The 14,768-nt window shown below is 69.5% G+C and carries 12 protein-coding genes; 6 read left to right on the top strand and 6 right to left on the bottom strand.

Features of this window, described 5'->3' with window-relative positions:
- Positions 1–24 precede the first annotated feature (24 nt).
- Positions 25–1,002: a pirin family protein gene (locus ABEA82_RS11845; RefSeq protein WP_345661364.1), complete on the top strand. Its 978-nt coding sequence runs from the start codon at positions 25–27 to the stop codon at positions 1,000–1,002.
- Positions 1,003–1,067: 65 nt separating this feature from the next.
- Positions 1,068–2,156, top strand: a complete 1,089-nt coding sequence (locus tag ABEA82_RS11840) for an AI-2E family transporter (protein ID WP_345661363.1) — start codon at positions 1,068–1,070, stop codon at positions 2,154–2,156.
- Here ABEA82_RS11840 and ABEA82_RS11835 read toward each other — a convergent pair.
- Positions 2,111–4,249 (bottom strand): SpoIIE family protein phosphatase, encoded by a 2,139-nt coding sequence (locus tag ABEA82_RS11835; RefSeq protein WP_345661362.1) that lies wholly within the window; start codon positions 4,247–4,249, stop codon positions 2,111–2,113. The genes ABEA82_RS11840 and ABEA82_RS11835 overlap by 46 nt on opposite strands.
- 158 nt (positions 4,250–4,407) lie before the next feature.
- On the opposite strand from ABEA82_RS11835, the gene aspS reads away from it, so the two are divergent.
- From aspS to ABEA82_RS11815, 4 genes are all read left to right on the top strand, one after another.
- A complete protein-coding gene (aspS, locus tag ABEA82_RS11830; RefSeq protein ID WP_345661361.1) occupies positions 4,408–6,171 on the top strand; it encodes an aspartate--tRNA ligase in 1,764 nt (587 codons plus the stop codon).
- A 118-nt stretch (positions 6,172–6,289) separates the two neighbouring features.
- Entirely contained in the window at positions 6,290–7,252 is a 963-nt protein-coding gene (locus tag ABEA82_RS11825) for an intradiol ring-cleavage dioxygenase (RefSeq protein WP_345661360.1), read from the top strand.
- A gap of 164 nt (positions 7,253–7,416) precedes the next feature.
- Positions 7,417–8,766 (top strand): MFS transporter, encoded by a 1,350-nt coding sequence (locus ABEA82_RS11820; RefSeq protein WP_345661359.1) that lies wholly within the window; start codon positions 7,417–7,419, stop codon positions 8,764–8,766.
- A 261-nt stretch (positions 8,767–9,027) separates the two neighbouring features.
- Entirely contained in the window at positions 9,028–9,207 is a 180-nt protein-coding gene (locus tag ABEA82_RS11815; protein ID WP_345661702.1) for a DUF397 domain-containing protein, read from the top strand.
- Here ABEA82_RS11815 and ABEA82_RS11810 read toward each other — a convergent pair.
- The 5 genes from ABEA82_RS11810 to ABEA82_RS11790 all read right to left on the bottom strand — a co-directional run bounded on the left by ABEA82_RS11810 (position 9,204) and on the right by ABEA82_RS11790 (position 14,715).
- On the bottom strand, positions 9,204–9,569 hold the full coding sequence (locus tag ABEA82_RS11810; protein ID WP_003991620.1) for a PH domain-containing protein: 366 nt from the start codon (positions 9,567–9,569) through the stop codon (positions 9,204–9,206). The two genes, ABEA82_RS11815 and ABEA82_RS11810, sit on opposite strands and share 4 nt — an antisense overlap.
- 77 nt (positions 9,570–9,646) lie before the next feature.
- On the bottom strand, positions 9,647–10,063 hold the full coding sequence (locus ABEA82_RS11805; protein WP_345661358.1) for a hypothetical protein: 417 nt from the start codon (positions 10,061–10,063) through the stop codon (positions 9,647–9,649).
- Positions 10,060–10,959: a hypothetical protein gene (locus ABEA82_RS11800; protein WP_345661357.1), complete on the bottom strand. Its 900-nt coding sequence runs from the start codon at positions 10,957–10,959 to the stop codon at positions 10,060–10,062. Before ABEA82_RS11800 ends, ABEA82_RS11805 begins: the two co-directional genes overlap by 4 nt.
- Positions 10,960–11,095: 136 nt before the next feature.
- Positions 11,096–12,712, bottom strand: coding sequence for a methionine--tRNA ligase (gene metG, locus ABEA82_RS11795; RefSeq protein WP_345661356.1), 1,617 nt, complete (start codon positions 12,710–12,712; stop codon positions 11,096–11,098).
- 89 nt (positions 12,713–12,801) lie between these two features.
- Positions 12,802–14,715 carry a VWA domain-containing protein gene (locus tag ABEA82_RS11790; protein ID WP_345661355.1) on the bottom strand — a complete coding sequence of 638 codons (1,914 nt, stop codon included), beginning with the start codon at positions 14,713–14,715 and terminating at the stop codon, positions 12,802–12,804.
- Positions 14,716–14,768 lie beyond the last annotated feature (53 nt).

The following is a 14,768-nucleotide window of genomic DNA, read 5'->3' as shown; positions in this document are numbered from 1 at the left end:
GGGCGTACACGAGGAGGAACCGACATGCCTGCTGTGACCGTCGAGAACCCGTTGACGCTGCCCCGCGTGACCGCACCGACCGAGGCCGTGGCACGTCCCGTGCTCACCGTCACGACCGCCCCGAGCGGCTTCGAGGGCGAGGGCTTCCCGGTGCGCCGGGCGTTCGCGGGGATCAACTACCGCCACCTCGACCCGTTCATCATGATGGACCAGATGGGCGAGGTGGAGTACGCGCCGGGCGAGCCCAAGGGCACCCCCTGGCACCCGCACCGCGGCTTCGAGACCGTCACCTACATCATCGACGGGATCTTCGACCACCAGGACTCCAACGGCGGTGGCGGCACCATCACCAACGGCGACACCCAATGGATGACCGCGGGCTCGGGCCTGCTGCACATCGAGGCCCCACCGGAGCATCTCGTCGTGTCCGGCGGGCTCTTCCACGGCCTCCAGCTGTGGGTGAACCTCCCCGCCAGGGACAAGATGATGGCCCCGCGCTACCAGGACATCCGCGGCGGCTCGGTCCAGCTGCTCAGCACCCCCGACGGCGGCGCGCTGCTCCGCGTCATCGCCGGTGAGCTGGACGGACACCAGGGCCCCGGCATCACGCACACGCCGATCACGATGATCCACGCGACGGTGGCGCCGGGTGCGGAACTCACCCTCCCGTGGCGCGAGGACTTCAACGGCCTGGCGTACGTGCTGGCCGGGCGCGGCAGCGTCGGCCCCGAGCGCCGGCCGGTGCACATGGGCCAGACCGCCGTGTTCGGCGCGGGCTCCTCGCTGACCGTCCGCGCGGACGAGAAGCAGGACTCCCACACGCCGGACCTGGAGGTCGTCCTGCTCGGCGGACAGCCGATCCGTGAGCCCATGGCCCACTACGGCCCGTTCGTCATGAACACCAAGGACGAGCTCATGCAGGCCTTCGAGGACTTCCAGAAGGGACGGCTGGGCACGGTCCCGGCGGTGCACGGGATGTCCGAGGCAGGCCCCCAGGGCTGACGCCCCGTCACCCGGGCGGACCGTTCCGACGGGACGGCCCGCCCGGGTCGTGGTCGGGTGGAGGAGTGCAGGACACCCCCTCGCCCGGCCCCGGCCCGTTCCTCCCCGGGCCCGTCCAGCGCCTCGCCGCCTGGTGTGCCGTCCTGCTGCTCGTCTCCGGGGTCGTCTACGTCGGGATCCGGCTGTGCGACGAGCTCCGGACCGCCGTCGTGCCGGTGCTGCTCGCGCTGCTCGGGACCGCCCTGCTCGGGCCCCTGCACCGGCGGCTCGTGAAGGCCGGGGTGCACCGGTCGGTCGCGGCGGCCCTCACCTGCGTAGCCGTCGTCGCCGTGGTCGGCGGGGCCGTGTACATCGTGGTCGCCGCGCTCATCGACACCGGCGACCAGATCGTCGCCTCGCTCAAGGAGGCCTCCCGGGGCGTCTCCGAGCACTTCGGGGCGGCCGGGACCTCGCTGGACGACCTCGCCTCCAACGCCCGGGAACTGCTGGGCAAGTTCGGCGGCACGGCCGCCTCCGGCGTGATCAGCGGATTCAGCGTGGTCGGCGAATCCATCGCCGTGGCGGTCCTCGCGCTGCTGCTCGTCTTCTTCTTCCTGCGCGACTCCGACAAGGCCGCCGGGGCACTGCGGTCCCTGGCGCCCCGCGGATCGGCCGACACCCTGGAGGCCATGGCACGGCGGGCCCTCAGGGCCGTCGAGGGGTTCATGCGGGGGACGACCATCATCGCCCTCATCGACGCGCTCTGCATCACCGTCGGACTGCTCCTCCTCGACGTGCCCGGGGCGCCCGGGCTGGGAGCGCTGGTCTTCGTCGGGGCGTACATCCCCTACCTCGGCGCCTTCATCTCCGGCGCCGTCGCCGTGCTGGTCGCGCTCGCCGACCGGGGGTTCGTCATCGCGCTGTGGGTGCTCGGGGTGGTGTTCGCGGTGCAGGTGCTGGAGGGGCATGTGCTCCAGCCGGCGATCCAGAGCCGGACCGTGCAGATGCACCCGGCGGTGGTCATGGTGACGATCACGGCCGGGGCGTCGGTCGCCGGAGTGCTCGGCTTGCTGCTCGCCGTGCCGCTCACCGCGGCCGCCTTCGGCGTCGCCCAGGAACTCCGCACCCGCTACGAGGGCCAGGAGCCGTCGCCCGAACCGTCCACGGACTCGTAGAGCTCGTACCAGATGCTCTTGCCCTGGCCGCGCGGGTCGACGCCCCACGCGTGGGCGAGCAGTTCGATCAGCACCAGGCCGCGGCCGGAGGACGCCAGCTCCCCCGGTCTGCGCTTGTGCGGCAGGTCGTCACCGGTGTCGGTGACCTCGATCCGCAGCCGCCGCTCCCCCACCCCGCCGGTGATCTCCGCGACGAGCAGCGCGTCGGAGTCGGTGTGCACGAGGACGTTCGTCAGCAGCTCGGACAGCAGCAGCACCGCCGAGTCCCGCTGGTCCGGCGAGGACCAGTCGTGCAGCAGATCACGCAGCTGCTGCCGGGCCTCCGCGACCCGCTCGGGCTCGGCCTGCGCGACCGTCAGCACCGTGCGCCGCACCGGCTGCGGCACGGTCATGGTGTCGCCGCAGCCACAGCCCCCGCCCTCCCGGCTGAGCAGCAGCATGGCGATGTCGTCCTCGCGGCGGTCGGTCAGCGGGCCGGTGGTGTGGTGCGAGGAAGGGCCGTGCACCGCCTGCACCAGGGTGTCGGCGAGCTCCTCCAGATCGCCCTTGTGGTCCTCCAGGATCACCCGCAGGCGGAGCCAGCCGGAATCCAGGTCGTGCCCGCCGGTCTCGATCAGGCCGTCCGTGCAGAGCAGCATGGTCTCGCCGGGTTCCAGAGCGAGCCGTGTCGTGGGGTAGTCGGCGTCCGGGTCGATGCCCAGCGGCAGACCGCCCGACGTCGGCCGCGTCAGCACCGTGCCGTCGGACATCCGGAACGCCGGGTCCGGATGCCCGGCACGGGCGATGTCCAGCACCCCGTTCGCCGGGTCGACCTCGACGTACACGCAGGTCGCGAACCGCGGGTCGGAAGGCTCCTCGTCGCCGATGCCGTGCAGGAAACGCGAGGCCCGGGAGAGGACGGCGTCGGGGCGGTGACCCTCGGACGCGTAGGCCCGCAGGGCGATGCGGAGCTGGCCCATCAGCCCCGCCGCCCGTACGTCATGGCCCTGGACGTCCCCGATGACCAGCGCGAACCGCCCGCTCGGCAACGGGATCACGTCGTACCAGTCGCCGCCGACCTGGAGCCCGCCGCCGGTCGGGACGTAGCGGGCGGCGACGCTCATGCCCGGGATGCGCTGAGGGCCGAGCCTCGGCAGCATCGTGCGCTGGAGCCCGTCGGTCAGCGCCCGCTCGCTCTCCGCCAGCCCCGCCCGGGTCAGCGCCTGCGCCAGCATCCGCGCCACGGTGGCGAGCACCGACCGCTCGTCCGGCGTGAACGCCACCGGGTAGGTGAAGGCGGCCATCCACGCGCCCATCGTGCGACCGGCCACCGTCAGCGGCAGGAACGCCCAGGACCGGCGGCCGAAGCGCTGGGCGAGCGGCCAGGTCAGCGGGTAGCGGGCCTGGTACTGCTCGGGGCTGGACAGATACAACGCCCGGCCGGTCCGTACGACTTCGGCGGCCGGGTAGTCGGTGTCCAGAGCCATGTCGGAGAAGGGGCTGTCGTCGCCCGGCTGCTGCCCGTGGTGCCCGATGACCGTCAGGCGATCGCCCGAGACCCCGAACACCGCCAGGCCGTCCGGCGAGAACCCGGGCATCGACAGATTGGCCGTCACCCGCAGGACCTCCTGCGTGGAGCGCGCCTCGGCCAGCGCACGGCCCGCGTCCAGCAGGAACGCCTCGCGGGAGCGCCGCCAGTCGCCGGTGACCGCACTGCGCCCCGCCGGGGTGCCCGGCGTCGGCTCGGTGACCTCCTGGAGCGTCCCGATCAGCCGGTACGCCTTGTGGACCCGGTCGAAGGACGGCTTGGAGCGGCTGCGGACGACCCGGACGATCCGCCCCTGCTCGTCCATGACCCGGATCCGCACCTCGGCGAGGGTCCCCTCGGCGACGGCGAGCTGGACCACGCCGGTGATCTCGTTCCAGTCGACCGGGTGCAGCCGGGCCCGGGCCTGGGCCTCCGTGAGGCTGACCTGTTCGGCGGGCAGCCCGAGCAGCCGTGCCGCCTCGGCATCGACCGTGACCAGCCCGGTGGCGGTGTCCCATTGCCAGAGGCCGGTCGCGAGGGCGGCGAGAGCCTCCCCCACGGCGGGCAGAGGCTCGCCAGTGCGCATTGCCCTACTTTAAGAAGAGGGGATCGAAGACTGCCACCGAAGACTGAAGCGTGCTCGATCGTTAACTGTGGAGAGCCGATCTTGCCCTGCCCGGTACGCTGGGGTCTGTGTTTCACGTGAAACACAGACCCCGATCAGCGAAGACTGGATGAACGACGATGCATCGGTACAGGTCCCACACCTGCGGCGAGCTCCGCTCCTCTGACGTCGGCACCGACGTCCGGCTGAGTGGCTGGCTGCACAATCGGCGCGACCTGGGCGGCATCCTCTTCATCGATCTGCGCGACCACTACGGCATCACGCAGCTCGTGGCCCGTCCCGGAACCCCCTCCTACGAGGCCCTCGACAAGCTCTCCAAGGAGTCGACCGTCCGCGTCGACGGCAAGGTCGTCTCCCGGGGCGGCGAGAACATCAACCCCGAGCTCCCCACCGGTGAGGTCGAGGTCGAGGTCGGCGAGGTCGAACTCCTCGGCGCCGCCGCCCCGCTGCCCTTCACGATCAACACCGAGGACGGGGTCAACGAGGAGCGGCGCCTGGAGTACCGCTTCCTGGACCTGCGCCGCGAGCGCATGCACCGCAACATCATGCTGCGTACCGCGGTCATCTCGGCGATCCGGCACAAGATGACGGCGCTGGGCTTCAACGAGATGGCGACGCCGATCCTGTCCGCGACCTCCCCCGAGGGCGCCCGCGACTTCGTCGTCCCGTCCCGTCTGCACCCGGGCAAGTTCTATGCCCTCCCGCAGGCCCCGCAGCAGTTCAAGCAGCTGCTGATGATCTCCGGCTTCGACCGCTACTTCCAGATCGCGCCCTGTTTCCGTGACGAGGACGCGCGGGCCGACCGCTCGCCGGGCGAGTTCTACCAGCTCGACATCGAGATGAGCTTCGTCGAGCAGGAGGACGTCTTCCAGCCCGTCGAGAAGCTGATGACCGAGCTCTTCGAGGAGTTCGGCGGCGGCCGTCACGTCACCTCGCCGTTCCCGCGGATCCCGTTCCGCGAGGCGATGCTGAAGTACGGCTCCGACAAGCCCGACCTGCGCGCCCAGCTCGAACTCGTCGACATCACCGACATCTTCGAGGGTTCGGAGTTCAAGGCCTTCGCCGGCAAGCACGTCCGTGCCCTGCCGGTCCCGGACGTCTCCGCGCAGCCCCGCAAGTTCTTCGACCAGCTCGGTGACTACGCCGTCTCGCAGGGCGCCAAGGGCCTGGCCTGGGTCCGTGTCGCCGAGGACGGCTCGCTGTCCGGCCCGATCGCGAAGTTCCTCACCGAGGAGAACGTCGCCGAGCTGACCAAGCGCCTGTCGCTCGCGGCCGGCCACGCGGTCTTCTTCGGCGCGGGCGAGTTCGACGAGGTCTCCAAGATCATGGGCGCGGTGCGGGTCGAGGCCGCCAAGCGCGCCGGGCACTTCGAGGAGAACGTCTTCCGGTTCTGCTGGATCGTCGACTTCCCGATGTACGAGAAGGACGAGGAGACCGGCGCGATCGACTTCTCGCACAACCCCTTCTCCATGCCGCAGGGCGGCCTGGAGGCCCTGGAGAGCCAGGACCCGCTGGACATCCTCGGCTGGCAGTACGACATCGTCTGCAACGGCGTCGAGCTGTCCTCCGGCGCGATCCGGAACCACGAGCCGGAGATCATGCTCAAGGCCTTCGAGATCGCCGGATACGACCGCGACACCGTCGAGGAGAAGTTCGCCGGCATGCTGCGCGCCTTCCGCTTCGGCGCCCCGCCGCACGGCGGCATCGCCCCCGGCGTCGACCGCATCGTGATGCTGCTCGCCGACGAGCCCAACATTCGCGAGACCATCTCCTTCCCGCTCAACGGCAACGCCCAGGACCTGATGATGGGCGCGCCGACCGAGCTGGAGGAGGCGCGGCTGAAGGAGCTGCACCTGTCGGTGCGCAAGCCGCAGCCGAAGTAGGGCATACGCGTGTGAGTGGCCCGGGACCGGCGACGGTTTCGGGCCACTTTCGTACGCTGGGCTCTCACCCAGCTCTCACCCAGGCTCCTGACAGGCGTGATCCCTAACTTCCCTTTCCATGACGGGACAGGAAACGGCCGAAGGGCCGAAGCACAAACGGGATCTGACACGCCGTAAGGTCGTCGCCGCGGGCGCCGGCGCGGTGGTGGCGGCGGGTGTCGGCGGTACGTTCGCGGCGGGCGCGTTCGCGGGCGAGGAGACGAAGGCATCCGCACCGGGGAAGGCCGCCGCGAGCTCCGGTGAGGCCTGCTACAAGCTCACTTCGGAGACCACCGAGGGCCCTTACTACATCGACGCGGACAAGCTCCGCAGGGACGTCACCGAGGACCAGGAGGGCATCCCGCTCACCCTGCGCCTGAAGGTGATCGACTCCGAGACCTGCAAGCCCCTCGCGAACGCCGCGGTCGACATCTGGCACTGCAACGCGCTGGGCGTGTACTCGGGGTACGAGGACATGGGCAGCGGCGGTGGGGGCGGTGGGGGCGGTACGCCGCCGTCCGGTACGCCGACCGGTACGCCCACGGGTCCGCCGCCCGGCGGTGGTGGCGGAGGCGGGGGCCACCAGGAGCCCACCGACGACGAGCGCTACCTGCGCGGCACGTGGCGGACGGACAAGAAGGGCGAGGTCGAGTTCCGTACGGTCTTCCCCGGCTGGTACCAGGGCCGCTGCGTGCACATCCACACCAAGGTCCACGTGGGCGGCACCTGGACCGACGCGGGCTACGAGGGCGGCACGACCTGCCACACCGGCCAGCTCTTCTTCGACGAGGCGTCCGTGCTGGCCTCCGCCGAGGTCGAGCCGTACTCCACCAACACCACGACCCGCACCACCCTCGACGAGGACACCATCTACCCGGACAACGGCACCGAGGGCGGGCTGCTGAAGCTCAAGTACAAGAAGAACGCCATCGCCAAGGGCGTGACGGCCACCCTCACCATGGGCGTCGACCCCGAGGCGACGCACGAGGGCACGGAGGCCTCGGTCCAGCCGGGCGCGTCGGAGTCGGCGTCGGCGAGCTGACGGACGCGGTCGCGCGGGGCGGACGTCTGCGGATGGTCCGCCCCGCATTCACATACATGTACTTCTGCTCCATCCGTTGACCCGGAAGGCGGGCCTCCATAAGGTCCCTTCGAGAACGCGTACGTGATTGCTATTCACGTATGTGCACATCGAGGGAGACAACGATGTCAGAAACCGCGATACCGGAGGCCGAACAGCGAGCGGTGGGCAAGTTCCTGCGCCGCATGCTGCCGATCCTGGTCCTGATGCTGCTGGTCAACCAGATGGACCGGACGAACGTGGGCTTCGTCCAGGACGAGTTGCGGGCCGACGTCGGGGTCAGCGCCACGGCGTACGGGCTCGGGGCGGGCCTGTTCTTCATCGGCTACGCGCTGTTCGAGGTGCCCAGCAACATGTGGCTGGAGCGGTTCGGCGCCCGGGTCTGGCTGACCCGGATCATGATCACCTGGGGTGCGGTGATCGTGGCGATGTGCTTCATCCACAACGTGTGGATGTTCTACGGCCTGCGCTTCCTGCTCGGTGTCGCCGAGGCCGGCTTCTTCCCCGGGGTGCTCCTCTACTTCACGCAGTGGCTGCCGGACTCCAGCCGGGGCCGGGCGAGTGCGATCTTCCTGGGCGGCTCGGCCACGGCGTACATCGTGACCGGCCCGATCACCGGCGCGCTGCTGGAGCTGCACGGCGCGGGCGGCATCGCGGGCTGGCGCTGGATGTTCGCCCTCGAAGGGGCCTTCTCCATCCTGGTCGGCTTCATCGCCGGGTTCTTCCTCGTCTCCCGGATCCAGGACGCGAAGTGGCTCACGCAGGAGGAGAAGGACGCGCTGAGCGAGGCGGTGGCCCGGGACAAGGAGGCGCGTGACCGCGCGCCGTCGGTGTCCCGACTGAAGCTGATCTTCCACCCGCAGGTCGCCGTCCTGACGGCGGTCTTCTTCGCGATGGCACTCACCGGCTACGCGATCACCTTCTGGCTGCCGAGCCTGGTGGAGGAGATCGGCGGCCTGTCGCCCTTCCAGATCGGCCTGCTGTCGGCGATCCCCTGGATCTGCGCCGTGATCGCGATGTACACGATGAGCTACTTCACCGACCGGGCCCCGGACCGTCGCCCCTACCTCGCGATCGCCCTGGCCCTCTCCGCCGCCGGCACGTTCCTCGCCACCCTCGGCTCCCCCTGGTTCGGCCTGGCCGCCCTCACACTGGCGGCGGTGGGCGGCAAGTGCGCGGCCACGTTGTTCTGGCCGATGGCCCAGTCGGGCCTCGACCTGAAGATCGCGGCACCGGGTCTGGCCCTGGTCAACTCCATCGGCAACCTGGGCGGTTTCGTCTCTCCGACGCTGTTCGGCTACCTGAAGGACACGACCGGCAGCACGAACGGAGGCCTGTACACGCTGTCGGCGGCGTCGATCCTTGCGGTGCTGGGGGTGGCGTTCGTGCGGCACACGAACCGGGGGTCGCAGGCGGGGCCGGGCGACAAGACCGCGGTGGTCGCGGGGAAGCCGCTCGCGGGGGAGGCTCGCTGACCCGAACGCGCCCCAGGGCCCGTCCCGTTGCCGGGGGCGGGCCCGTGCCTCATCAGGAGACGTGTCGTACGTCCCGGGCTGGTGTCACTGCTGCTGAGCGCCTTCGCCTTCGTAAGTGTTTTGGGTATCCATCGGGAAGTCTTGCTTCCTTGGTGGTCGGGCCCTCGCCTTGGGAGTGCTAATCCCGGCGAGGGCCGTTGCATGCCGATGGACTGCGACACCCACTCCGGCCTGGACGGTCGGATCGAGGTGCTGACCCCGATGGAACGGCCGTTGAAAAGCAGCTACAGCGGCGGCAACGACGGCAACTCCTGTGTGGAGCTTGCCGTCAACCCCGGCACCGTGCACGTCCGCGACTCCAAGGTTCTCGATGGCCCCCGTCTCTCGGTCGCGCCCGGCGCCTGGGCGGACTTCGTGCCCTACGTCGTGGAAAGCCGTTAGCGCGCCACGAACTGGGTCAGGATCGCCTGGACCTCGTAGATGTCGACGCCCTTGGTGAAAGTCTTCTCGATGGGGGTCGGGGTGCCGGAGATCCAGATCTTCAACTCGGCGTCCAGGTCGAAGGTGCCTGCCGTCTCCACCGCGAAGTGGGTGATGCTGCGGTAGGGGACCGAGTGGTACTCGACCTTCTTGCCGGTGATGCCCTGCTTGTCGATCAGGATCAGGCGGCGGTCGGTGAAGAGGATGGTGTCACGGATCAGCAGGAACGCGGCGTGGACCTGTTCGCCGTGGCCGAGGAGTCGGGCGTAGTCCTGCTGGGCCGACTGCGGGTCTACGGTGTGGGCGTTGCCGAACAGTGCCATCGTTCTCTCCCTCGTGTGCCGGTTGCCTTGAGTGTCTCTGTCGGACGTGGCGAACGTGGCGCGTTGGCCGGAAGTCGCTACCGACCGCGGCGGAACAGTTCCTCCGGGGTGTCCACCGTGATGGCGCGGTCGAGACAGCGGGTGAGGGTGTCAGGGTCCGTACACAGGTGGAGGGGGCGGAAGACCTCCTTGGGTGCCTCGATGTCACGCATCTCCAGGAGCCGCAGGACCGCTCCGGCCCACGCCGCCGTGTATCCGGCGGTGTACCCCCTGACCCATTCGTCGTCTTCGTGTTCGTCATCGGGCCGCTTGTCCACCTTGGCCCGGATGCGGGCCATGTCCTGGAGGGAGAGGGAGCCTTGTTGTCTCAGTTTCTCCAGCCCGGAACGGAAATCGCCGGCTACTTGATCCGGCGGAATGCCCAAGCCCATGGACGTCAGGGTGAACCGGAGTAAGTCGTGTAGTTCCGGTGTGGTGTCCGGATCGTCGATCATGATCGGTCCGCGGCGGGCCCCGCATCCTCGGCGAAGAGCTCGTCGACGCTCTCCACGTGGGGCGTCCGGTCCAGCCAGCGGTTGAGGAGGTCAAGGTCGGTGCAGCCGGCGATGAGGTCCCGGGCTTCCTGGGGGACGCGGACGCCCCGTGCTTCGAGGAAGCGGAGGATGGCCTTGGCTTCGCCTCTGGCCTCGCCCTCGAGGTAGGCCTTCTCCATCACCGTGCCCCGGCCGGGGAAGTAGTTGACGAACGTCACGATGTCCCTCCATTTGTCTCCGGCGGGGGTGTCCCCCAACGCCGAGTCGAGAAACTGAAAGAAGTAGCTGGCGGCGTTCCAGTCCATCCCTGCGAGGGCACGGCCCAGTGCGTCCAGTATGGCGTCGATGTGGGGGCTGTTGGCGTGAGCCAGAGCGGAGAACACGGCCATCGCCGGCTTCTCCGCCGCGGTCCTCGGATCGGTGATCACTGGGAGGTTGTCCGGTCCGACGACCAAGGGGTACGTCATCTGGGCGATCCAGCCACGCGTGCCGCAGGAGAAGGGACCGGTCGCCCACTTGGTCGTCGCCCGGTCGCGGCAGACGACGAGCAGGAGAACCGGCAGGCCGTACTTTGCCTGGAGATAGGAGATGTAGTACGGCCAGCTCGATTCCTTCTTGGCGTCCCTTCTCTCCTGCGCCTCTACGGCGAGCAGGAAGTCCTCCCCGTCGGACGGGCCGATGCGCAGCACGGTGTCGATGTGGCGCGCCAGGGGTCTGGCTTCCGTCACGTCGGTGCCGATCGCGTAGACGGCCGCTTTCTCGGGGAACGCGATGCCCAGTACCCCGAAGACCGGGGAAAGGATCTCAGGCCGCTCCTGGAAGATCCGGTGCAGGCCTTCATGGGCTGATGTGACCATGCGGGCTATGTAAGTGGGCAGAAGGCCGTATTTCCGGCGGACGGAAGGCGTTCACTCTTTCGAGGACGGGAGAAACGTTCGCGCCCTGCCCCCGGTGAGCACCGGGGGCAGGGCGCGTTGCCGTACGGGTCGCGGGTTACGCGGTCGGCTTCTCCTCCAGGCGCGGGAAGAGGACCGCGCCCTTGGTGACCGTCGTGCCGGCCGGGAGTCGGCCCCACTCGGCGGTCTCACCGATCTTCTGGTCGGCGAGGCCCCCGAGGGAGGCCTCGGCGCCGAGTGAGTCCCAGAGCTTCTGGGAGGTCTCCGGCATGACCGGGTTGAGCAGGACCGCGATGGCACGGAGGGACTCCGCCGCCGTGTAGAGGATGGTGGCCAGGCGGGCCTTGCCCTCGTCAGAGGTGTCCTTCGCGACCTTCCACGGTTCCTGCTCCGTGATGTAGCCGTTGACCTGCTTGACGAAGTCGAAGATCGCCAGGATGCCGCCCTGGAAGTCCAGGTCCTCGCCGATCTTCCGGTCGGCCTCCGCGGCCGCCTTCGCCAGGCCCTCGTGGATCGCCTTCTCCGCCTCGCCGTCGGCCGTCGACTCCGGCAGCTCGCCGCCGAAGTACTTGCCGACCATCGCCGCGACGCGGGACGCCAGGTTGCCGTAGTCGTTCGCCAGCTCGCTGGTGTAGCGGGCCGAGAAGTCCTCCCAGGAGAAGGAGCCGTCCTGGCCGAAGGCGATCGCGCGCAGGAAGTACCAGCGGTACGCGTCCACGCCGAAGTGCGAGGTCAGGTCCTGCGGCTTGATGCCGGTCAGGTTCGACTTCGACATCTTCTCGCCGCCGACCATCAGCCAGCCATTGGCCGCGATCTTGCCGGGGAGGGGCAGGCCCTGCGCCATCAGCATCGCCGGCCAGATCACCGCGTGGAAGCGGAGGATGTCCTTGCCCACCAGGTGGACGTCGGCGGGGAAGGTCTCCTCGAACTTCGCCTGGTTCTCGTTGTAGCCGACGGCCGTGGCGTAGTTCAGCAGCGCGTCGACCCACACGTAGATCACGTGCTTGCTGTCCCAGGGGACCGGGACGCCCCAGTCGAAGGTCGAGCGGGAGATGGAGAGGTCCTGAAGGCCCTGGCGGACGAAGTTCACGACCTCGTTGCGCGCGGACTCGGGCTGGATGAAGCCCGGGTTCGCCTCGTAGTGGGCGAGGAGCTTGTCGCCGTACTCGCTCAGCTTGAAGAAGTAGTTCTCCTCGCTGAGGATCTCGACCGGCTTCTTGTGGATCGGGCAGAGCTTCTGGCCCGCGTACTCGCCCTCGCCGTCGAGGAGCTCGCCGGGGAGCTTGTACTCCTCGCAGCCGACGCAGTACGGGCCCTCGTAGCCGCCCTTGTAGATCTCGCCCTTGTCGTACAGGTCCTGGACGAACTCCTGGACGCGGTCCGTGTGGCGCTTCTGCGTGGTGCGGATGAAGTCGTCGTTCGCGATCTCCAGGTGCTCCCAGAGAGGCTTCCACGCTTCGGTGACGAGTTTGTCGGCCCACTCCTGGGGGCTGACGCCGTTCGCCTCCGCGGTGCGCATGATCTTCTGACCGTGCTCGTCCGTGCCGGTGAGGTACCACACCTTCTCGCCGCGCTGGCGGTGCCAGCGGGAGAGCACGTCGCCTGCGACGGTCGTATAGGCGTGGCCCAGGTGAGGAGCGTCGTTTACGTAATAGATGGGGGTGGAGACGTAGTACGCCTTTCCACCCTGCTTCTCGGATCCAGTGGCCGCCATGGTCGAAATCCTACTGGTCCGTCGGAGATCGACTCACATCCGTTTCGGGGGGTGGACGGACGGCCGCGTTCTGTCCACCCCCCGGGGTGCTACGGGCGCCAGTTCGCCAGTACGCCCTCGTAGAGCTCCTTGTCCGTGAGCTCGCGAGGGGTTTCGCCGGCGAGGAAGTGGGACGTGTTGGGGGTCTTCAGCTTGCGGAGGTAGTCGAAGGCCTTGTTCTCCGGGTCACCGAAGGCGACGAAGGAGAAGAAGACGGTCGGGTGGGTTTCGGCGGCCTCGGTGAGGGCCTGGGTGGCGGGGGTCTTCGCGTCGGGGGCGCCGTCCGTCTGGAAGATCACCAGGGCCGGGGTGGCGGGCGTCGCGTGCTTCGTGTGGTGGGCGAGGACTGCTTCGACGGCTGCGTGGTAGCTGGTGCGGCCCATGCGGCCGAGGCCCGCGTGCAGGGTGTCGATCTTGTTCTCGTGGTCGGTGAGGGTGATCTCGCCGGTGCCGTCGAGTTCCGTGGAGAAGAAGACGACCGGGACGGTGGCCTCGGGGTCGAGGTGGGCGGCGAGGGCGAGGGTCTGCTCGGCCAGGGCCTGGGCGGAGCCGTCCTTGTAGTACGGGCGCATGGAGGCGGAGCGGTCGAGGACGAGGTAGACCTTGGCGCGGGTGCCGGTGAGGTTGTGCTTCTTGAGGGTGGTGGTGGCTGCCTTGTAGGCGGTGGTGAGGGTGGGGGCCTTGGTTTTGAGGGTGGTGAGGGGGAGGGCGGGGGTTGCGTCCTGGTCCGCCTCGCCTTCGGCTTCGGCGGAGTCGGTCCCACCCGCACCACCCGTGCTGCTTTCGTCGGCGGGTGCGGGTGCGGGTGCCGCTACCGCTGCGGGGGCGGGGGTCACGTCGGCCGTCGGCTTCGCTTTGGCCTCGGGCTCGTCCTTGGCCTCGGCCTTGGCGGCGGCCTTCGGCTTGGCTTCGCGCTTCGCCTCCGCGGCCTCGTCGGCTACGGGCTTCGCGTCCGGAGTCGGCTCGGGCTCCGTGTCGGCCGTCGGCTCCGCGTCGGGCTTCGGCTTTGCCTCGGCTGCCGGTTCCGGGGTCTCAGGCTGTGCCTGGGGCGACTCGGGGGCGGCTTCCGTCTTGCTGTCGGTTTGCGGTGTCTCCGCCGGTGCGGTGGCCTCGGCCTCGGGTGTGGCCTTGGCCTCCGGCTTTGCCGTGGGCTCCTCGGTCGTCGGGACCTCGGTGGCGGCTGGCTTGTCCGTTTCGGTCGCCTTTTCCGCCGACGTCGCCGTCTCTGCGGTCGCTGCCGTCTCCGTGGCCTCCGCCGTCTCCGCGGCCGAGGGCTCCGTCGTGCGCAGCCCGGCGGTGCGGGGTGCCGCTGCGCCCACCCGTGCCGCCCCAGCGGCACGACTGCCCGCAGCTGGGGACGTGGTCGGCTCCTCGGCGGCCGGCTCCGCAGCCTCCGCCACCGGCGGCTCAGCGACTGTGGACTCAGCGACCGGCGGCTCAGCGGCCGTGGACTCAGCGACCGGCTCGTCGGTCACCGGCGCCTCGGCCACGCGCTCCTCCGCAGCCGCGGGCTTCTCCTCGGCCACGCGCTCCTTCGCAGCCGCAGGCTCCTCCGCAGCCACACCCTTCTCCGCAGCCGCAGGCTCCTCCGCAGCCACACCCTTCTCCGCAGCCGCAGGCTTCTCCTCAGCCGACGGCTTCGGCTTCGGCTTCTCGGTCGGCGGTTCCTCGGTAGGCGCCGGCTCGCCTTCCGTCGGTCGCGCCGGCCTCGGGACCGCGACCTTGTCGAAGGCCGCCGACACGAGGTCGTGCTCGTCGTCTCGGGGTTCGGGGACGTTCGCCGTCGGGCTCGGTGTCGGTTCCGGGGAGGGGGACGGGACCTTCGGGGGTGCCGTGGGTGCTGCCGGTGTGTCGTCGGAGGTGGTCGGTTCCGTCGTCGGGGTCTGCGCCGCACCCTCCGCCTCGGCGGTTTGTGTCTTGCGGGACCGTCCGAACGCGTTCCGCAACCGAGTGAGAATGCCCATGTGCGCGCAACCCTTCGCGTGAGTTGAAGCCCGTCAATCCCTGGCCAGGACGG

The organism is Streptomyces venetus, from assembly GCF_039540295.1.
Classification (GTDB): Bacteria; Actinomycetota; Actinomycetes; order Streptomycetales; family Streptomycetaceae; genus Streptomyces; species Streptomyces venetus.
Note: the sequence above shows the minus strand (reverse complement) of the source record. Positions and strands in the feature narration are given on the sequence as shown.